The organism is Pseudomonas sp. GM79 (assembly GCF_000282495.1).
In the GTDB taxonomy this organism is placed as follows: domain Bacteria; phylum Pseudomonadota; class Gammaproteobacteria; order Pseudomonadales; family Pseudomonadaceae; genus Aquipseudomonas.
In genome coordinates, this window is record NZ_AKJE01000025.1 from 46661 (window position 1) to 65241 (window position 18581).

Annotated in this window: 16 protein-coding genes; 7 read left to right on the plus strand and 9 right to left on the minus strand. The window is 60.2% G+C overall.

Features of this window, described 5'->3' with window-relative positions; genetic code table 11:
• Positions 1–202 precede the first annotated feature (202 nt).
• The 4 genes from PMI36_RS24180 to PMI36_RS24165 are packed head-to-tail and all read left to right on the plus strand — an operon-like array spanning position 203 to position 3165.
• Positions 203–868, plus strand: coding sequence for an amino acid ABC transporter permease (locus tag PMI36_RS24180; RefSeq protein ID WP_008068657.1), 666 nt, complete (start codon positions 203–205; stop codon positions 866–868).
• The gene (locus tag PMI36_RS24175) at positions 849–1508 is read left to right on the plus strand and encodes an amino acid ABC transporter permease (protein ID WP_008068658.1); all 660 of its coding nucleotides are present in this window, start codon (positions 849–851) and stop codon (positions 1506–1508) included. The genes PMI36_RS24180 and PMI36_RS24175 overlap by 20 nt, the downstream gene beginning before the upstream one ends.
• Positions 1505–2287, plus strand: coding sequence for an amino acid ABC transporter ATP-binding protein (locus PMI36_RS24170; protein ID WP_007903149.1), 783 nt, complete (start codon positions 1505–1507; stop codon positions 2285–2287). Before PMI36_RS24175 ends, PMI36_RS24170 begins: the two co-directional genes overlap by 4 nt.
• Positions 2284–3165, plus strand: coding sequence for a transporter substrate-binding domain-containing protein (locus PMI36_RS24165; protein ID WP_008068660.1), 882 nt, complete (start codon positions 2284–2286; stop codon positions 3163–3165). Before PMI36_RS24170 ends, PMI36_RS24165 begins: the two co-directional genes overlap by 4 nt.
• 143 nt (positions 3166–3308) lie before the next feature.
• Here the strand turns inward: PMI36_RS24165 and PMI36_RS24160 are convergent, their stop codons facing one another.
• The gene (locus tag PMI36_RS24160) at positions 3309–4478 is read right to left on the minus strand and encodes an AAA family ATPase (protein WP_008068662.1); all 1170 of its coding nucleotides are present in this window, start codon (positions 4476–4478) and stop codon (positions 3309–3311) included.
• A 304-nt stretch (positions 4479–4782) separates the two neighbouring features.
• Between PMI36_RS24160 and PMI36_RS24155 the strand changes: the two genes are divergently transcribed.
• The 3 genes from PMI36_RS24155 to PMI36_RS24145 are packed head-to-tail and all read left to right on the plus strand — an operon-like array spanning position 4783 to position 10000.
• Positions 4783–5886: an efflux RND transporter periplasmic adaptor subunit gene (locus PMI36_RS24155; protein ID WP_008068664.1), complete on the plus strand. Its 1104-nt coding sequence runs from the start codon at positions 4783–4785 to the stop codon at positions 5884–5886.
• On the plus strand, positions 5883–6950 hold the full coding sequence (locus PMI36_RS24150) for an efflux RND transporter periplasmic adaptor subunit (protein ID WP_008068667.1): 1068 nt from the start codon (positions 5883–5885) through the stop codon (positions 6948–6950). The genes PMI36_RS24155 and PMI36_RS24150 overlap by 4 nt, the downstream gene beginning before the upstream one ends.
• Positions 6947–10000, plus strand: coding sequence for an efflux RND transporter permease subunit (locus PMI36_RS24145; RefSeq protein ID WP_008068673.1), 3054 nt, complete (start codon positions 6947–6949; stop codon positions 9998–10000). The genes PMI36_RS24150 and PMI36_RS24145 overlap by 4 nt, the downstream gene beginning before the upstream one ends.
• 134 nt (positions 10001–10134) lie before the next feature.
• Here PMI36_RS24145 and PMI36_RS24140 read toward each other — a convergent pair whose 3' ends face one another.
• From PMI36_RS24140 to PMI36_RS24105, 8 genes are all read right to left on the minus strand, one after another.
• Positions 10135–10761 carry a class I SAM-dependent methyltransferase gene (locus PMI36_RS24140; protein ID WP_008068674.1) on the minus strand — a complete coding sequence of 209 codons (627 nt, stop codon included), beginning with the start codon at positions 10759–10761 and terminating at the stop codon, positions 10135–10137.
• Positions 10762–10957: 196 nt separating this feature from the next.
• Complete coding sequence (locus PMI36_RS24135) at positions 10958–11314, minus strand: DUF6124 family protein (RefSeq protein ID WP_007903130.1); 357 nt, start codon at positions 11312–11314, stop codon at positions 10958–10960.
• 482 nt (positions 11315–11796) lie between these two features.
• A complete protein-coding gene (locus PMI36_RS24130; RefSeq protein WP_008068675.1) occupies positions 11797–12441 on the minus strand; it encodes a methionine ABC transporter permease in 645 nt (214 codons plus the stop codon).
• A complete protein-coding gene (locus tag PMI36_RS24125) occupies positions 12431–13552 on the minus strand; it encodes a methionine ABC transporter ATP-binding protein (protein ID WP_008068676.1) in 1122 nt (373 codons plus the stop codon). Before PMI36_RS24125 ends, PMI36_RS24130 begins: the two co-directional genes overlap by 11 nt.
• A gap of 2 nt (positions 13553–13554) precedes the next feature.
• Positions 13555–14364: a MetQ/NlpA family ABC transporter substrate-binding protein gene (locus PMI36_RS24120; RefSeq protein ID WP_008068677.1), complete on the minus strand. Its 810-nt coding sequence runs from the start codon at positions 14362–14364 to the stop codon at positions 13555–13557.
• A 145-nt stretch (positions 14365–14509) separates the two neighbouring features.
• Positions 14510–15868, minus strand: a complete 1359-nt coding sequence (locus tag PMI36_RS24115; RefSeq protein ID WP_008068679.1) for an LLM class flavin-dependent oxidoreductase — start codon at positions 15866–15868, stop codon at positions 14510–14512.
• Positions 15868–17061: an SfnB family sulfur acquisition oxidoreductase gene (locus PMI36_RS24110; protein WP_008068681.1), complete on the minus strand. Its 1194-nt coding sequence runs from the start codon at positions 17059–17061 to the stop codon at positions 15868–15870. Before PMI36_RS24110 ends, PMI36_RS24115 begins: the two co-directional genes overlap by 1 nt.
• 38 nt (positions 17062–17099) lie before the next feature.
• Entirely contained in the window at positions 17100–18341 is a 1242-nt protein-coding gene (locus tag PMI36_RS24105; protein ID WP_008068686.1) for an SfnB family sulfur acquisition oxidoreductase, read from the minus strand.
• Positions 18342–18581 lie beyond the last annotated feature (240 nt).

Genomic DNA, 18581 nt, shown 5'->3' on the forward strand with positions numbered 1-18581 from the left:
ATCCGTCCTACGGCTGAAAGAAAAATAGTCGTCTTCCCCAGTCTCGGCAAATCCGCAGGATAGTCTTTTGCGTGATATCAATATGCTTTAACGGTATTTAAATTCTTCTTTTTATGCCTTTAAAGTCGGTTCCTGCCGGGTGGTTATCCACTGCCCATGGACTGCGCCATCGTCGCTTACCGAGCGGCGTACAGGATGTTCAATGATCTTCGATTACGCTTTTATCCTCAGCACTCTGCCGACGTTTCTCAAAGCCGTGGGCGTGACGCTGCAGGTCGGCTTTATCGCCATCGGCACTTCGTTGCTGGTGGCGCTGATCAACGCGACGATTCTGGTGTTTCGCACCCCCTACCTTCAACGCCTGGTCGGGCTGTATGTGGAACTGGCACGCAACACGCCACTGCTGATTCAGTTGTTCTTCGTCTACTTCGCCTTACCGGCGCTGGGCATAAAAGTCTCGGGCTTCGCGGCGGCAATCATCACCATGACTTTCCTTGGCGGTGCCTACCTCACCGAAGTCCTGCGTGCCGGCGTGGATGCGGTGCCCCAGGCGCAACTTGAGTCCGGCCGCTCCATCGGCTTGTCCCACGATCAATTGCTGCGCTACGTGATCCTGCCGCAGGCCGGCATTCTCAGCCTGCCGTCGCTGTTCGCCAATTTCATTTTCCTGCTCAAGGAAACCACCGTGGTCTCGGCGGTGGCGGTGCCGGAGATTCTCTACACCACCAAAAGCTACATCGCGCTCTACTACAAAACCTACGAAATGCTCGCCGTGCTGACGCTGATTTGCGTGCTGCTGTTTTTGCCGTTGTCGCTGCTGCTCAGCCGTCTGGAAAGGAGGCTCCAGCATGGCCAGTTCGGGTCTTGAGTTGCTCTGGGTGTCGTTGCCGCAACTGGGCAAAGGCGCTGCGCAAACCCTGTCGATCTCTTTTTTGAGCATCGTCATCAGCACCGTGGGCGGCGTGCTCTACGGCGTGATGCGAACGCTGAATTCGAAATGGCTGAACGCGGTTCTGCGGGTCTATCTGGAGCTGTTCCGGGCAATCCCGGTGCTGGTCTGGCTGTATTTGCTGTTCTTCGGCTTGCCGATCTTTTTTGGGCTGAGCCTTCCGAGCTTTTGGTGCGCGGTGCTGGTGTTGTCGCTGTGGGGCGCCAGCGAAGTCGGTGAAGTGGTGCGCGGCGCGTTGCATTCGTTGCCGCGCGGCCAGCGTGAGGCCGGGCTGTCGATTGGCCTGGATGGCCCGCAACTCTACGGCTACGTGCTGCTACCTCAAGCGCTGAAACGCATGACGCCGCCAACCATCAACGTCTACACGCGCATCATCAAGACCAGTTCCCTGGCGGTGCTGATCGGCGTGGTGGATGTGATCAAGGTCGGCCAACAGATCATCGAACGCACCTACGAATCGGTGCTGATCTACGGCGCGCTGTTTCTGTTCTTCTTTTTCATTTGCTACCCGCTGTCGGCCGCTTCACGCGTGCTGGAGCGGCGCTGGACGCAAGCATGAGTGCATTGATCGAGTTCAAGGGTTTCAACAAGTTTTTCGGCGAGCAGCAGGTGCTCGACGGCATCGACCTGCAGGTGAAACCGGGCGAGGTGATCGTCATCCTCGGCCCCAGCGGCTGTGGCAAAAGCACCTTGCTGCGCTGCCTCAACGGCCTGGAAGTCGCGCATAGCGGCAGCTTGAATTTTGCCGGGCGCGAGTTGCTGGACAAGGGCACCGACTGGCGCGAAGTGCGTCAGCAGATCGGCATGGTGTTCCAGAGCTATCACCTGTTCCCGCACATGAGCGTGCTCGACAATCTGTTGCTCGGCCCGCTCAAGGTACAGAAGCGCGAACGCCGTGAAGCCCGCGCGCAGGCCGAGGCCTTGCTGGAGCGCGTGGGTCTTTTGGACAAGCGCGACGCCTTCCCGCGCCAGCTCTCCGGCGGCCAGCAGCAACGCATCGCCATCGTCCGTTCGCTGTGCATGAACCCCAAGGTTATGCTCTTCGACGAAGTCACCGCGGCCCTCGATCCGGAAATGGTCAAGGAAGTGCTGGAAGTGATTCAGGGCCTGGCCCGCGAGGGCATGACCCTGCTGATCGTCACCCACGAAATGGCCTTCGCCCGTGCGGTGGCCGACCGCATCGTGTTCATGGACGCCGGGCGCATCCTTGAACAACACCCCCCCGAGATTTTCTTTACGAACCCGCAAACCGCACGAGCGCAGCAGTTCCTGGAGAAGTTCTCCTACGTCGCCGCACTACCCAAAACGACTCAAACAAAGGAACTGGAACTGTCATGAAAACTGCCAAGTCTTCTCTGCTGCTGCTCCCGCTGTTCGGCCTGGCGCTGCTGGCCGGCTGCAACAAAACCGAAGAACCGACGAAGCCGAAAGCCGCAAGCGTCAGCACCGCACCGGCCGGGTACCTGGAAAAAATCAAAGCCCGGGATAAGCTGATCGTCGGCGTCTTCACCGACAAGCCGCCGTTCGGTTTTGTCGATGAGGCCGGGCGCTACGTGGGGTTCGATACTGATATCGGTCGTCAATTCGCCAAGGATCTGTTGGGCGATGAGAACAAGGTCGAATTCGTTGCGGTGGAGCCGGCGAGCCGGATTCCGTTCCTGCAAAGCGACAAGGTCGACCTGATCCTGGCCAACATGACCGTCACCCCGGAGCGCAAGGACGCAGTGGACTTCACCAACCCGAACCTCAAGGTCGCGGTGCAGGCACTGGTACCGCAGGCGAGTTCGGTGAAGAACCTTGATGACCTGGCGACCCGCACCACCATCGTGACCACGGGCACCACGGCGGATATCTGGCTGACCAAGAATCATCCTGACTGGAAACTGCTGAAGTTCGAGAAAAACTCCGAGTCTTTGCAAGCCCTGGCCAATGGTCGCGGCGACGCTTATGCGCAGGACAACCTGGTGCTGTTCAGCTGGGCCAAGCAGAACCCGGGTTACCGCGTGCTGGAGGAAAAACTGGGTGCTGAAGCACCGATCGCTCCGGCGGTGAAGAAGGGCAATATCGAACTGCGCGACTGGGTGAATGTGGAGTTGGCGAAGTTGGGTGAGGAGAAGTTTTTGCTCAAGCTGTACGACCAGTATGTGCGTAAAGAATTGAGCGATGACACCCAGCCTGAGAGCGTGATTGTCGAGGGTGGGAAGTGGCAGGGGTGATTCTTCAAGTTCTGTGTTGACCCGCCTGCCGTCTTCGCGAGCAAGCCCGCTCCCACACTCGATTTTCAGTGGACACAAGACTTGTGTCCGTCCCCGATCAAATGTGGGAGCGGGCTTGCTCGCGAAGCTTTTTCAGACGCTGATCAATCCGGCCAATACCACGCCGGCTCATCCAGCATCCGCTGCCCGACCATCCCGGTCTGGCCGAAATTCTTCTCCAGCACAATGCAATTGCATTCCGGGTCTTGCTGCAGCGCCGAGATCAACCGCCGCGCATGGGACACCACCCAAACCTGACACTGTTCGGACGCTCGAATAATCAAGCGTGCCAACGCCGGCAGCAGGTCTGGATGCAGACTGGTTTCCGGCTCATTCAACACCATCAACGTCGGCGGCCGAGGAGTCAGCAATGCCGCAACCAGCAACAAATAGCGCAACGTCCCATCCGATAACTCGGCGGCGGACAACGGCCGCAACAATCCTTCCTGATAAAACTCGATCGCAAACCGTCCGCCCTGCAGCGGCGCGATGTTCAACGTTGCACCGGGGAATGCATCGCTGATCGCTGCCTGCAACGCTTCGGGATCGCCGATTTCGCGGATGGTCTGTAACGCTGCGGCGAGGTCGCGACCGTCGTGGTGCAACACTGGCGTGCGGGTGCCCAGTTGCGGTTGGCGCACTGGCGCGTCGGCGTCGCTGCGAAAGTGGTCGTAGAAGCGCCAGCGGCGGATGAACTCACGCAGCTGCAAGACTTCCGGCGAGGTGCGCAAGCTACCGACCTGATCGAACAGGCTGTCGAAGTTCGGCGTGTGCTGCGCCAGTACTTCCCAGCCGCGACCGACCCGAGCGCGGATCATCGGGCCGTCGCGATCCACCAGCAGGCTGGCCGGGCGATAGAACGGCCCGGACCAGATGCATTCCTTTTTGATTTCCGGGTCGAGGGAAAAGTACGTCACATGATCTGGCAGCGGCATGGGTAGCCCCAGCGCGATCGCATAACTGAAATCATCACCGGCAAAGCCCAGACGCAAACGCTTGGGTGACTGGCGCACGCTTGCCTCGACCGGCACTTCGCCGTTACGCATACGCCGGCTGATGTTTTCCGGCCCGGCCCAGAATGTCGAATCCAGCCCACCCTCGCGGGCCAACGCATTGACCACGCCACCTTGAGCGGTTTCCGCCAGCAGGCGCAAGGCGCGGTAGAGGTTGGACTTGCCGCTGCCGTTGGGGCCGGTGATCAGGTTCAACCGGCCAAGCGGAATCACCAATTTATTGATCGAGCGGTAATTGGCCACCGCGAGGGTTTTGAGCATGGGAAGCTTCCTGCTGCATGGTTCGTCATTCTGCCTTATTGTCGGCAACACAATGATCCCTGTGGCGAGCGAGCTTGCTCGCGCTGGGCTGCGAAGCGGCCCCAAAGCCATTCAATGAGGTGTGTCAGGTAGAACGAGATAGCAGGTGTTGCGTCTGCTGCGCAGTCGAACGGGAGCAAGCTCCCTCGCCACAGGTAAGCCCCACGCCGCAAGGTGTGCAGCAACCCCGTGCAGACGTGGAACGCTGTTCTAAGCTCACAGTCGTATCGTCACTGGCAGGTTTGTACAACGCAAAGGAGTTTGCATGGCAGGTCCCGGATTGAAATTCATGGTTGGCCTGAGCCTCATCGCCCTGCTGACCGCCTGTGGCGATAAAAAGCCCGTCGAGAAGGACCGCCCACGAGTCTTCGTGCAAGAGGTCAAGCCAACCGATTACGCCGCCGCAGTGACACTCACCGGCGACGTCCAGGCGCGAGTGCAAACCGAGTTGTCGTTTCGTGTCGGCGGCAAGATCATCCAGCGCATGGTCGATGTCGGTGACCGGGTTTCGGCCAAACAAGTGCTGGCCAAGCTCGATCCCAAGGACCTGCAAACCAGCGTCGACTCTGCCCAGGCCCAGGTCGTTGCCGAACAGGCGCGGGTCAAACAAACCGCCGCCGCCTTCGTTCGCCAACAAAAACTCCTGCCCAAGGGCTACACCAGCCAGAGCGAATACGACTCCGCCCAAGCCGCCTTGCGCAGCAGTCAGAGCGCGCTGACCGCCGCTCAAGCGCAATTGGCCAACGCCCGTGATCAACTGAGCTACACCGCGTTGATTGCCGATGCGCCGGGGGTGATTACCGCGCGCCAGGCTGAAGTCGGCCAAGTAGTACAAGCCACAGTGCCGATTTTCAGCCTGGCCCGGGACGGCGAGCGTGACGCGGTGTTCAACGTGTACGAATCACTGCTGACTGAGCCGCCGGCGGATAGATCGATTGTGGTCAGCCTGCTCGACAACCCGAAAATCAAGACTACGGGCACCGTTCGGGAAGTCACGCCAGCCGTATCCGCGCAGACCGGCACGGTGCAAGTCAAAGTCAGTCTCGACAGTCTTCCCGAGGGCATGCAGCTCGGATCGGTAGTGAGCGCCACCGCAAAACCGGTGGGCAAAACCGCAGTGGAGCTGCCTTGGGCGGCGCTGACCAAGAACCTCAGCGACCCGGCCGTGTGGCTGGTGGACGCCGAGGGCAGGGCGCAATTGCACACCGTCACCGTCGGCCGTTACCTGACCGGCAAAGTCATTGTCAGCGCTGGCCTCAACGGGGGCGAAAAAGTCGTCACTGCGGGTGGCCAGTTACTGCATCCGGGTGTGCGCGTGGAGATTGTCGAAAACACCTACCAGCCCTCAGCGACAGGAGCCCAGCCATGAAGAGTCTGTTGCTGTTGTCCGCCGGTTTGTTGCTGGTCGCCTGCTCCAAGGAGGAAGCGCCGCCAGAACCGGTTCGGCCGGTGTTGTCTGTGGAAGTGAAGGCGCTCAATCAAGAAAACCTCGGCCGGTTTGCCGGCAGCATCCAGGCCCGTTACGAAAGCAACGTCGGTTTCCGGGTGCCGGGGCGTATCGCCAGCCGTAACGTCGATGTTGGCGCAGAAGTCCAGAAGGGCGCGTTACTCGCGACCCTCGACCCCACCGATCAGCAGAACCAGTTGCGCTCCGCCCAGGGTGATCTGGCGCGGGTTCAGGCGCAGCTCATCAACGCTCAGGCCAACGCCCGGCGTCAGCAGGAACTGTTCAATCGCGGGGTTGGCGCACAGGCGCAGCTGGACATCGCCCAGACCGACCTGAAAACCACCCAGGCGTCCCTCGATCAAGCCAGGGCTGCTGTCGATCAGGCACAGGACCAACTCAACTACGTTGAGCTGCGCGCCGATCACAAAGCCATCGTCACCGCGTGGAACGCCGAAGCCGGGCAAGTAGTCACGGCCGGCCAGCAAGTGGTGACCCTGGCGCAGCCGGACATCAAGGAAGCGGTGATCGACCTGCCCGATACCCTGGTCGATCAGTTGCCAGCCGACGTGGTGTTCCAGGTCGCCTCACAACTGGACCCGAGCATCACCAGCACCGCCATCGTGCGCGAGATCGAACCCCAGGCGCAAAGCGCGACCCGCACCCGTCGTGCCCGCCTGAGCCTGGCCGATACGCCGCCGGGCTTTCGCCTCGGCACGGCGATCAGCGTGACCCTCAGCTCCGCGATCAAGCCGCGCCTCGAACTGCCAGTGAGTGCGCTGCAGGAGGTCGATGGAAAACTGCGGATCTGGGTCGTTGATCCACAGACGCAAACCGTTTCGCCACGGGAGGTCAGCCTGATCAGCCGGACTGATGCCACGGTGGTCCTGGCCAACGGCGTGAAAACCGGCGAGCGGGTGGTCAGCGCGGGCGTGAACAGCCTCAAACCGGGGCAGAAAGTGAAAATTGACGAGGGCAGCCCGCAATGAAAGGGAGTTTCAACTTATCCGAGTGGGCCCTCAAACATCAGTCGTTTGTCTGGTATTTGATGTTCGTCGCGCTGCTGATGGGCGTGTTCTCGTACCTGAACCTGGGGCGCGAAGAAGACCCCTCGTTCACCATCAAAACCATGGTGATCCAGACTCGTTGGCCCGGCGCGACCCAGGAACAGACCCTCAAGCAGGTCACTGACCGGATCGAGAAAAAACTCGAAGAACTCGACTCGCTCGACTACGTGAAAAGCTACACCCGCCCAGGCGAATCAACGGTCTTCGTTAACCTGCTCGACACCACCAGTGCCAAGGACATCCCGCAAATCTGGTACCAGGTGCGCAAGAAGATCAACGACATTCGCGGTGACTTCCCGAAGGGCCTGCAAGGGCCGGGTTTCAACGATGAGTTCGGCGACGTGTTCGGTTCGGTGTACGCCTTTACCGCCGATGGCCTGTCGATGCGCCAGTTGCGCGATTACGTGGAACAGGTGCGTGCCGAAATCCGTGAAGTCCCGGGGTTGGGCAAGGTCGAGATGGTCGGCGAGCAGGATGAAGTCCTTTACCTGAACTTCTCCACTCGCAAACTCGCCGCGCTCGGCATCGATCAGCGTCAGGTGGTGCAGAGCCTGCAATCACAGAACGCCGTGACCCCGGCCGGGGTGATCGAGGCCGGCCCGGAGCGGATTTCGGTGCGGACCTCGGGCCAGTTTGCCTCTGAAAAAGACCTGGCCAATGTCAACCTGAAACTCAACGATCGCTTCTATCGACTGGCCGATATCGCCAACATCAGCCGTGGTTACGTCGATCCATCGACCCCGGAGTTTCGCTTCAACGGCCAGCCGGCCATTGGCCTGGCGATCGCCATGAAGAAGGGCGGCAACATTCAGGACTTCGGCAAGGCGTTGCACCTGCGCATGGATGAACTGACGGCGGACCTGCCGGTGGGCGTCGGCGTGCATAACGTGTCCGACCAGGCCGACGTAGTGGAAGAAGCCGTCGGCGGTTTCACCAGTGCGCTGTTCGAAGCCGTGGTGATCGTGCTGATCGTCAGCTTCGTCAGCCTTGGTGTGCGCGCCGGGCTGGTGGTGGCGTGTTCGATTCCATTGGTGCTGGCGATGGTCTTCCTCTTCATGGAATACAGCGGCATCACCATGCAGCGGATCTCCCTCGGTGCGCTGATCATCGCCCTCGGCCTGCTGGTGGACGATGCGATGATCACCGTGGAGATGATGGTCACACGCCTGGAAATGGGTGAAACCAAAGAGCAAGCGGCGACCTTCGCCTACACCTCGACCGCATTCCCGATGCTCACCGGCACCTTGGTCACCGTCGCCGGTTTTGTGCCGATCGGCTTGAATGCAAGCTCGGCCGGTGAGTACACCTTCACGCTGTTCGCGGTGATCGCAGTGGCGATGCTGGTGTCGTGGATCGTCGCCGTGCTGTTCGCCCCGGTGCTCGGTGTGCACATTCTGAGCGCCAATGTGAAACCTCACGACGCAGAGCCTGGGCGCATCGGTCGGGCGTTCAATGGCGGCCTGCTCTGGGCCATGCGCAATCGCTGGTGGGCCATTGGCATCACCGTGGCGCTGTTTGTGCTCTCGGTGTTTTCCATGCAGTTCGTGCAGAACCAGTTCTTCCCGTCCTCCGACCGCCCGGAAATTCTCGTCGACCTGAACCTGCCGCAAAACGCCTCGATCGCCGAAACCCGCAAGGTGGTGGACAAGCTCGAAGCGACGCTCAAGGATGACCCGGACATCGTGCGCTGGAGCACTTACATCGGTGAGGGGGCGATCCGTTTCTACCTGCCCCTCGACCAGCAATTGCAGAACCCGTACTACGCGCAACTGGTGATCGTCAGCAAAGGCCTGGAATCGCGCACGGCCCTGACGGCGCGACTGCAAAAGCGCCTGCGCGAAGAATTCGTCGGTGTCGGCAGTTACGTCCAGGCGCTGGAAATGGGCCCGCCGGTAGGGCGGCCGATTCAGTACCGGGTCAGCGGCAAAGACATCGATCAGGTGCGCAAACATGCGATTGCCTTGGCCACCGAGCTGGATAAGAACTCGCACATCGGCGAAATCATTTACGACTGGAACGAGCCGGGCAAAGTCTTGCGCATCGACATCGCCCAAGACCGGGCACGGCAACTGGGGCTGTCGTCGGAGGATGTGGCGAACCTGATGAACAGCATCGTCGTCGGCTTGCCGGTCACGCAGGTCGATGATGATATCTACCTGATCAACGTGGTGGGTCGTGCCGAGGATGCCGAACGCGGCAGTCCGAAAACCCTGGAGAACTTGCAGATCGTCACCCCGAGCGGCACGTCGATTCCGCTGCTGGCGTTTGCCACGGTGCGTTATGAACTCGAACAGCCGCTGGTCTGGCGTCGTGATCGCAAACCGACCATCACCATCAAGGCCGCGGTGCGTGACGAGATTCAGCCGACCGACCTGGTGCAACAGCTAAAGCCGGACATCGACAAGTTCGCCGCCAGTTTGCCGGTGGGCTACAAAGTCGCCACCGGCGGTACGGTAGAGGAAAGCGGCAAGGCCCAGGGGCCAATTGCCAAAGTCGTGCCGTTGATGCTGTTTTTGATGGCGACCTTCCTGATGATCCAGTTGCACAGCGTGCAGAAGCTGTTCCTGGTGGCCAGCGTCGCGCCGCTGGGCCTGATCGGCGTGGTGCTGGCGCTGATCCCGACCGGCACGCCGATGGGCTTCGTGGCCATCCTGGGGATTCTGGCGCTGATCGGCATCATCATCCGCAACTCGGTGATTCTGGTGACCCAGATCGACTCTTTCGAGAAGAGTGGCTACACGCCGTGGGACGCGGTGGTGCAGGCCACGGAACACCGGCGCCGACCGATTTTGTTGACGGCGGCGGCGGCGAGTTTGGGGATGATCCCGATCGCCCGGGAAGTGTTCTGGGGGCCGATGGCCTACGCGATGATTGGCGGGATCATCATCGCGACGTTGCTGACGCTGCTGTTTTTGCCGGCGTTGTACGTGGCCTGGTACAAGGTTCGCGAGCCGAAGAAAGAGGTGCAGTGAGGCGAGCGCTGCGCGCTCTGTTCGCGAGCAAGCCCGCTCCCACATTCGATCGCGTCCGTCTGGACAACTCGGTCGAATGTGGGAGCGGGCTTGCTCGCGAAAGCGTCAGTACCGACACCTCAGACTTGAGCTGCTTACACCTTACGCCAGACACTCGCCAACCAAGGCTGCTGCTCCCGCGGCAACCCCGCCGGCCGGTAGTAATGCTCAAGCTCCACAAACCCCGCTTCAGTCAGCATTTGCTGCCACACCTGAAGATCGTAATACGCCCCATAACGCGGCCCGTTCCAGCCTTCCTGATTCTCGCCACGAGGATTGGAACTGAACAACACGCCACCCGGTTTCAACGCCCCGCGCAGTTGCTTCAGCACCCGAGGCAACTCCTGACTCGGAATGTGAAACAGCACCGCATTGGCGAATATCCCGTCGAAGCGTTCGGCCGGCAGGTCGAGCTTCAGAAAGTCTTGCTGCCAGACTTCGCAACCACTGTCCTCCCGGGCCATCTGTGCAAGCTTTTCAGAACCATCGAGCCCGATGGCGCTGTGGCCCAGGCGGGTGAAGGTTTTCAGATCACGGCCAGGGCCACAGCCAAAGTCGAGAATGCTGAACGGCGCTTCACCCTGAATATGCCGCAACAGGGCATCGATGTTCTGGCTGACATCGTGATCGCGAGTGCCTTCACGGAAGTCCTCGGCCACCGCGTTGTAATGGCCCAGGGTGGTGGAAGTGATCTGCTCCAGGTCGTCGGGAGTCTGTTTCATGGTTGGCTGCGCAGGTAATTGGGATTAGCCGAATATACGCCATGACGCCGAGGGCTGCTGCGCAGCCATTCGCGAGCAAGCCCGCTCCCACACTGGATCGCGTCGAACACAAATTCCATGTTCACCGAAGATCGAATGTGGGAGCGGGCTTGCTCGCGAAAGCGGTATCACTGGCGACCAATGACTTTAGCCAGACTCAACTCTGTTTCATCCCCAGACATTCAATGGACCGATCAACCATCGCCTTGGCAATCTCCAGCAAATGCCAGACGGAGAACACCAACGCCCGATCGGCGCCCTTGAGTTGATCGCCGCACTGATACGCCGTGACCGAGGCGCAGCGCAGCAGATCAGCCACATAAAGCTGGGCGTCTTCGAAGCTCACGTCTTTGCTGACGTTGTAGAAGCGTAATTCATCGGGCGCCGTCGGCTGCTTGCCGGTGAGGTGGAAATCGATCGCACGGTAAAGCGCGGAACGGTCCTTGAGCAGGTCGTCGGTGAAGGCTTTGTTGGAGGATGTGTCTGGGGGTGGATCTGGAATGGATCTTTCCATGAATGTTGCTCCTATTGCTGCATGGGAGCCGTCACTTTTCGCCTACTAAACGATGGGTGGCGGCTGTACGCAGGTTAGTAGGCCGGTCAATAGGAAAACCGGTGCACCCGAGGGCGCCCCACGCACAGCCACCATATTCAACATCCGGAAAAAGTGCCGGACATGAGTATGAAACGCTATGCGCCTATTGATCCGGGCTACTAAACCCGATCACTGATTTGCAGTGACGAACCGAGACTAGCCACCAGATTCTGTCGGCGCAAGCGAGCGGAATGATCTAGGAAATGTCCTGCAAATGAAAGGGATCGGGCCTGCTGGCACTCTGATTTTTTTGTGCGAAAACTTCCCCTTCAAAGGGTGAATTTGATGCCGCCAAGATCGCAGCCTTCGGCAGCTCCTACAGGTGGCGTGCCCGGCGCGAATTCCGGGTGGACGCCAAACCCTGTAGGAGCTGCCGAAGGCTGCGATCTTTTGATCTTTGCTTAACGCTTGTTCAACCCCCGCGCCAACCGATCCCCACCCAACTGAATCACCGCCACCAACACCACCAGCAACACAATCACCGTCAGCATGATCTGGCTATCGAACCGCTGATACCCATACCGATAAGCGATGTCCCCCAACCCTCCGGCCCCAATCGCCCCGGCCATGGCCGAGGAGTTGATCATGGTCACCAACGTAATGGTGAAACCCCCGACAATCCCCGGCAGCGCCTCGGGCAGCAGCACATGCCAGACGATATGCCAGCGTCGGCAGCCCATCGCTTGCGCCGCTTCAATCAACCCATGATCGACCTCGCGCAAACTGACCTCGGCGATGCGTGCAAAGAACGGCGTGGCCGCAATGGTCAGTGGCACCACGGCTGCCCAAACGCCGTAGGTGGTGCCGACGATCAACCGGGTAAACGGAATCAGCGCCACCATCAGAATCAAAAACGGAATCGAGCGGAACAGGTTCACGAATGCACCCAATGCGCGGTTCAACGCCGGTGCTGCGTAGATCCCGCCCTTGGAACTGGTGACCAGAATCACCGCCAACGGAATGCCCGCCAACAGTGCAATCAACGACGACACACCCACCATCAAAAACGTGTCGATAAAACCCTGAAGCAAGCGATCAAACCACATAACCCAGCACCTCCACCTGTTGTGCCCAGTGGCCGGCGCGCTGACGCAATTCCTCGGCGCTGAGGGACGATCCGGTCACCGCCAGCAGCAATTGCCCGAGCGCATGGCCCTGAATCCGTTCCACGCCCCCTTGCAGCAAGCGCACGCGACCACCGAGGGCGCTGAACAGCGCCGCCAGGTCTGGCTCGTCGCTGGCGCTGCCGGTGAACTGCAAACGCAACACCACAGCGGCATCCGAAGACGGCGGCTGCGCTCGCAAACGGCTTTGCAGTTCTTCCGGCAGAGCGTGTTGCAATGGCGCGAGCAAGGTCTTGCTAACCTCATGTTGCGGGTTGCCAAAGACTTCCCAGACCGGCCCTTGCTCGACGATTTGCCCGTGTTCCAGCACCACGACCCGATCACAGATATCGCGGATCACCGCCATCTCGTGGGTGATCAGCACGATGGTCAGGCCCAGGCGCTGATTGATCTCGCGCAGCAGGCCGAGGATCGATTGCGTGGTCTCCGGATCCAGCGCCGACGTCGCCTCGTCGCACAGCAGAATCTCGGGATCATGGACCAGTGCGCGGGCGATGCCGACGCGCTGTTTCTGCCCGCCGGACAGCTGCGCCGGATAAGACTTGTGCTTGCCTTGCAGGCCGACCAGTTCCAGCAAATCACGGACCTTCTGCTCGCGTTTTTCCTTGGGCACACCAGCAACTTTCAGCGGCAATTCGACGTTCTGCCAAACCGTCTTGGCCGACATCAGATTGAAGTGCTGGAAGATCATGCCGATCCGCCGCCGCAGGGCCACCAGGCGGTCTTCGTCGAACTCGCTGATGTCCACCTGATCGATCAGCACCCGCCCGCTGCTCGGTTGTTCGAGGCGGTTGATGGTGCGGATCAGCGACGACTTGCCGGCGCCGCTGCGACCGATGATGCCGAACACTTCGCCGCGCTGGATCGCCAGGTCGATGCCGTGCAGGGCCGCCACCGGACCTTGCTGACCGTTGTAGGTTTTGCCGAGGCCGATGAAGCGCACATGGGCGCGATTGAGCTCTGGGTGCAGTTCGGTTTGTGTGGCGTTATGTGGCTCCGGAAGTTCCAGTCGCCGTTGGATCGCGGCCGTCATGCTCAGCTTTCCCAGCCGGCTTGATAGAGCTTGCCGTGGGCTTTATCCAGCGCTGCACGCACGGCTGGCGAATGCTGGTAGATGTCGACGAATTTGATCAGCCGCGGGTCGGTTTTGCTTTTCGGCTGGATCACGAACTGGATCACGTATTCCTTGTGATCGAGGCCATCGAATAGCAGGGCGGAGCTGGCATCGAAGGTCTTCGATAGTCGGATGTAGGCCGGGTAGCCCTGGACCAGATCGGCGTCGTCGTAGGCGCGCACCAGTTGCACGGCCTCGACCTGAAGGATTTTGATTTTCTTCGGGTTGGCGATGATGTCCTCTTCGGTGGCCTTGTAGCCGACGCCCGGTTTGAGGGTAATCAACCCGGCCTTGGCCAGCAGTTGCAGGCCGCGACCGCTGTTGATCGGGTCGTTGGCGATGGCCACGCTGGCGCCTTCGGGCAACTCGTCGAAGCTTTTGTATTTCTTCGAATAGAGGCCGACGTTGTTGATGATGCCCGGGGCGAACGGCACCAGGTCAAAACCGGCGGCGGCCTTGGCGTTTTCCAGGAACGGGATGTGCTGGAAGTAGTTCACGTCGATGTCGCCCGAGGCGAGGCTGACGTTGGGGGCGATCCAGTCGCTGAACTCCACCAGTTCGACTTTCAGGCCTTGTTTGTTGGCTTCTTCTACTGCAGCTTCCAGGGGAATGGCGAAGGCGGCGGTGGTGCCGACTTTCAGTGGGGCGTCGGCGGCGAAGGTGACGGAACTGAAGAGGCCGAGGGCCAGGGCCAGTGCTTTGACTGGGTGGGTTAAGAGTTTTTTGGTCATGATGGTTTTCCAGTCAGGGCATTGAATGTGTGGTGTTGGGTCGGGCCTCTTCGCGAGCAAGCCCGCTCCCACAGTGGATTGAGTCGGGCACAAATTTTGTGTTCGCCACAGATCTAATGTGGGAGCGGGCTTGCTCGCGAAGCTTTTAGCGCCGGTAACCGGCGCCTGTGTGTTGCTCAGGCAAATGCGCTTGGCCATGAAACAGCTTTTCCCGCAGGCTGCCGTTGTCGTAAGCGGTCTTGTACGACCCTCGGCGCTGCAACTCCGGAATCACCAGTTCAATGAAGTCCACATAGCTTTCCGGGGTGACAATCCGTGTCAGGTTGAAGCCGTCCAGGCCAGTTTCAGCGATCCACGATTCCAGCTCATCCGCCACCTGCTGCGGCGAACCGACCACGGTGATGTAGCGGCCACCGAGGGCGTGTTGTTCCAGCAATTTGCGGCGGGTCCAATCGTTGTTTTGCAGGTTCTTGGTGGCGGACTGGATGGCGTTGCTCTTCACGTACTGGATAGGTTCGTCGAGTTCGTACTCGGAAAAGTCGATCCCGGTGGACGCCGAAAAATGCGCCACACCGGCCTCGGCACTGGCGTAGCTCAGGTACTCGGCATGCTTGGCCCAGGCCAGTTCTTCTGTCTCACCGACAATCACGTTCAAGCCCATGAACACCTTGATGTCCCAGGGATTGCGCCCGGCCTCGACGGCGCTGGCGCGCACCTTGTCCACCTGAACTTTGGTCGACGGTTTGTTCTGACCGCTGATGAACACGCACTCGGCGTGGCGCCCGGCGAACAACAAACCGCGATCGGAACTGCCGGCCTGGAACAGCACCGGCGTGCGTTGCGGCGATGGTTCGCAGAGGTGATAACCCTCGACCTGATAGAACTCGCCCTTGTGCTCGACCTTGTGCACTTTGTCTGGCTGGGCGTAGATCCGTTGCTCGCGGTCGTTGAGCACCGCGCCGTTTTCCCAGCTGCCTTCCCAGAGTTTGTAGAGCACTTGCAGGTACTCGTCGGCCTGGTCGTAGCGGCGGTCGTGTTCCACCTGTTCGCTCAGGCCCATGGCCTTGGCGGCGCTGTCGAGGTAGCCGGTGACGATGTTCCAGCCGACCCGCCCACGGCTCAAATGATCAAGCGTCGACAGGCGTCGGGCGAACAGATACGGCGGTTCGTAGGTCAGGTTGGCGGTCAGGCCGAAGCCGAGGTTTTTGGTGACGGCGGCCATGGCCGAGACCAGCAGCAGCGGGTCGTTGACCGGCAACTGGATCGACTCTTTGAGTGGCACATCCACCGAGTTTTGATAGACGTCGTACACGCCGACGATGTCGGCGATGAACAAACCGTCGAACAGTCCGCGTTCCAGCAACTGAGCCAGTTCGGTCCAGTACTCGATGGTTTTGTATTGGGTGGAATTGTCCCGTGGATGCGTCCACAGGCCATGGTTGATGTGCCCGATGCAGTTCATGTTGAACGCGTTGAGCAGGATTTTCTTTTTGGCATCAGCCATCAAATGGTCCCTCGCAATGGAGGGTTTTCATCGTTGAGGTAGTAATTGCCGATGGCGTGATATTTCCAGCGCACCGGGTCGTGCAGGGTATGCACCCGGGCATTGCGCCAGTGGCGATCCAGGCCGTGTTCGGCCAGGGTCGCCTGGCTGCCGGCCAGTTCGAACAGTGTGCTGCCGGCGGCGAGGGAGATTTCGGTGCTGATGGCGCGGGCTTCGGCGACGGCAATCGACGCGGCGGCGACGGTCTCGGCATTGGTGTCGGCCTGGGCCTGGTCGAGGAATTCGCCGGAGCGTTCCAGCAGGGCTTCGGTGGCGTGCAGACGAATACTCAAGTGGCCGAAGCTCTTGATGGTCAGCGGGTCTTCAGTGGCTTTTTCATGAGTGGCGTCGATCCACGGCCGGGTCTTGGTGCGCACAAAATGCAGTGCATCTTCATACGCTGCGCGGGCGATGCCAGTGTCGATGGCGGCATGGAGAATCTGCGCCAACGGGCCGACGGTGGTCGGGCGTTCGAAAGCGCTTTGAAACGGGATCACGTCCTCGGCGGCGACGTAGACGTGCTCGAACACCACTGAGCCGCTGCCGGTGGTGCGCTGGCCGAAGCCACTCCAGTCGTCGATCACCGTCAGGCCTTTGCTATTGCGCGGGACGAAGGCCAGTTGCTGCACGCCGTTTTCATCCACCACTGACGTGGGGATGCGCTGGGCGTAAATCGCGCCGGTGGCGTAGAACTTGCGGCCGTTGATGCGGTAGCCGTTGCCATCGCGAGTCAGGCTGGTGACGCGATCATGGGCGGTTTTGGTGCCCAGTTCCGCGAGTGCATTGCCGAAGCGCTGGCCGGCCAACACTTCGGCGTACAGGCGTTTTTTCTGCTCATCGGTGCCGTTCACGCGCAGCACTTCAAGGGCATAGAAATGGTTCTGCGGGATTTGTCCGAGGGAGCCGTCGGCCTGGGCGATCAACGCGATGACCTTGGCCAGGGTGACGTTGGAAACCCCAGCGCCGCCGTATTCTTTTGGCACGCTGATGCCCCAAAGACCCGAACGGGAAAATACTTCCAGTTCCGGGTACGGCAAACGACGCTCGCGGTCGCGCAGGGCGCTGTCGCGTTTGAAATCGTCGGCCAGGTCACTGGCGACGATCAGGGCTTGTTCATCGCTGGTGATGACCGCGACGTGGTGAGAATGAGTCATGTGTTTCTCCAGGGATCTGGTCAAAAAGGTTCTGGTGGTCAGATCCAGGAATGCCGCGCAGGCAAGGTTCCATTGAGGTGGTAAGCGCCAACCGCGTGATACTTCCAGCGCACCGGGTCGTGCAGCGTGTGCACTCGGGCATTGCGCCAGTGGCGGTCGAGGTTGAATTCGGCGAGGGTGGCGCGGCTGCCGGCCAGTTCGAAGAGCTTTTCGCTGGCCAGCAGCGAGATCTCGGTGGTCAGCACTTTGGCTTCAGCCACGGCAATCGAGGCGCGCGCAGCGGACTCGGCGGTGAGCGGCGCGGCGTTGACCTGATCGAGTATTTGCCCGGCCTTGCGCAACAACGCTTCGGCGGCGTGCAGTTCGATTTTGAGCTTGCCGATGTCGGCGATCACATAGAGGTCGTCGCTGGCCCGGTCGACCTTGGCGTCGATCCAGGGGCGTGCGCGTTTTTGCACGAATTCGATGGCGTCATCGATGGCGCCCCGGGCAATGCCGGCGTCGATGGCTGCTTGAATCAACTGCGACACGGCGCCTTGAGTATTCGGGCTGTCGTTGATCTTCCAGTTATCCACCACCAGCTCGGCGTCGACCCGCACGTTGTTGAGCAAAATGGTGCCGCTGGCAGTGGTGCGCTGGCCGAAACCCGACCAGTCATCAACGATGCGCAGGCCTGGGGTGCCGCGACGTACGAAGGCCAGCACTTGCTTGCCGTCGTCGTTCAGCGCCTTGACGGCCACCCAGTGGGCGAACAACGCGCCGGTGGAATAGAACTTCTGCCCGTTGATGACGAAGCCATCGCCATCGGCGGTGATCCGAGCCTTGAGCTCCAGGGTATTTTTGGTCCCGCGCTCCGGTCCCGCGTTACCGATCCGCCAGCCTTCGAGCACACTTTTGAACAGCTGTTTTTTCTGTGATTCGGTGGCACTGCCGAGTATCAGGTTGAGAATCCCTAACTGGTTCTGCGGGATCTGCCCCAACGCCGGATCGGCCGCGGAAATGATCGCGAACACCGAGGCCAGGGTGACGAATGAAACCTGCGGGCCGCCGTATTCTCGCGGGATGGAAATACTGCCCAGACCGCTGCGGGTGAACTGTTCGATTTCCGACCACGGCAACTTGCGTTGCTGGTCACGTTTGGCTGCTTGCAAGCGGGCGACTTGCGCCAGCTCGTGGGCCGCCTTGATGGCTTGTGCGTCGTTGCGCAAGACCTGCGCGGGCAACAACAATGGGGCGATGTCCAGATCACTCTGGACGATTGCGTCTGCCAAACTGGACATCAGTGCCGCTCCTTGGCTGCACGCAATGCCCTGGCGATTTGCACTGGGGTGATTGTGTTCCGGACCATACCTACCTCACATCTCATGAAAGCGCCGCATGGGTGCGGCGAACGAAAAACACGAATGTCCGGTGGTCCGGTGTATATACCCTAAACGTGTATAAATAATTAATGAACTAACTTTTAGGAATATGTATAGAAGGTCATCGTCCTTAAAACCGCCAAGATCGCAGCCTTCGGC

Excerpts from the sequence above, each read along its gene's own strand:
- PMI36_RS24120 (WP_008068677.1), bottom strand. The coding sequence starts at position 14,364 with ATGACCAAAAAACTCTTAACCCACCCAGTCAAAGCACTGGCCCTGGCC.
- PMI36_RS24180 (WP_008068657.1), top strand. The coding sequence starts at position 203 with ATGATCTTCGATTACGCTTTTATCCTCAGCACTCTGCCGACGTTTCTC.
- PMI36_RS24125 (WP_008068676.1), bottom strand. The coding sequence starts at position 13,552 with ATGACGGCCGCGATCCAACGGCGACTGGAACTTCCGGAGCCACATAAC.
- PMI36_RS24105 (WP_008068686.1), bottom strand. The coding sequence starts at position 18,341 with ATGTCCAGTTTGGCAGACGCAATCGTCCAGAGTGATCTGGACATCGCC.
- PMI36_RS24170 (WP_007903149.1), top strand. The coding sequence starts at position 1,505 with ATGAGTGCATTGATCGAGTTCAAGGGTTTCAACAAGTTTTTCGGCGAG.
- PMI36_RS24145 (WP_008068673.1), top strand. The coding sequence starts at position 6,947 with ATGAAAGGGAGTTTCAACTTATCCGAGTGGGCCCTCAAACATCAGTCG.
- PMI36_RS24110 (WP_008068681.1), bottom strand. The coding sequence starts at position 17,061 with ATGACTCATTCTCACCACGTCGCGGTCATCACCAGCGATGAACAAGCC.
- PMI36_RS24175 (WP_008068658.1), top strand. The coding sequence starts at position 849 with ATGGCCAGTTCGGGTCTTGAGTTGCTCTGGGTGTCGTTGCCGCAACTG.
- PMI36_RS24130 (WP_008068675.1), bottom strand. The coding sequence starts at position 12,441 with ATGTGGTTTGATCGCTTGCTTCAGGGTTTTATCGACACGTTTTTGATG.
- PMI36_RS24155 (WP_008068664.1), top strand. The coding sequence starts at position 4,783 with ATGGCAGGTCCCGGATTGAAATTCATGGTTGGCCTGAGCCTCATCGCC.
- PMI36_RS24135 (WP_007903130.1), bottom strand. The coding sequence starts at position 11,314 with ATGGAAAGATCCATTCCAGATCCACCCCCAGACACATCCTCCAACAAA.
- PMI36_RS24165 (WP_008068660.1), top strand. The coding sequence starts at position 2,284 with ATGAAAACTGCCAAGTCTTCTCTGCTGCTGCTCCCGCTGTTCGGCCTG.
- PMI36_RS24115 (WP_008068679.1), bottom strand. The coding sequence starts at position 15,868 with ATGGCTGATGCCAAAAAGAAAATCCTGCTCAACGCGTTCAACATGAAC.
- PMI36_RS24150 (WP_008068667.1), top strand. The coding sequence starts at position 5,883 with ATGAAGAGTCTGTTGCTGTTGTCCGCCGGTTTGTTGCTGGTCGCCTGC.
- PMI36_RS24140 (WP_008068674.1), bottom strand. The coding sequence starts at position 10,761 with ATGAAACAGACTCCCGACGACCTGGAGCAGATCACTTCCACCACCCTG.
- PMI36_RS24160 (WP_008068662.1), bottom strand. The coding sequence starts at position 4,478 with ATGCTCAAAACCCTCGCGGTGGCCAATTACCGCTCGATCAATAAATTG.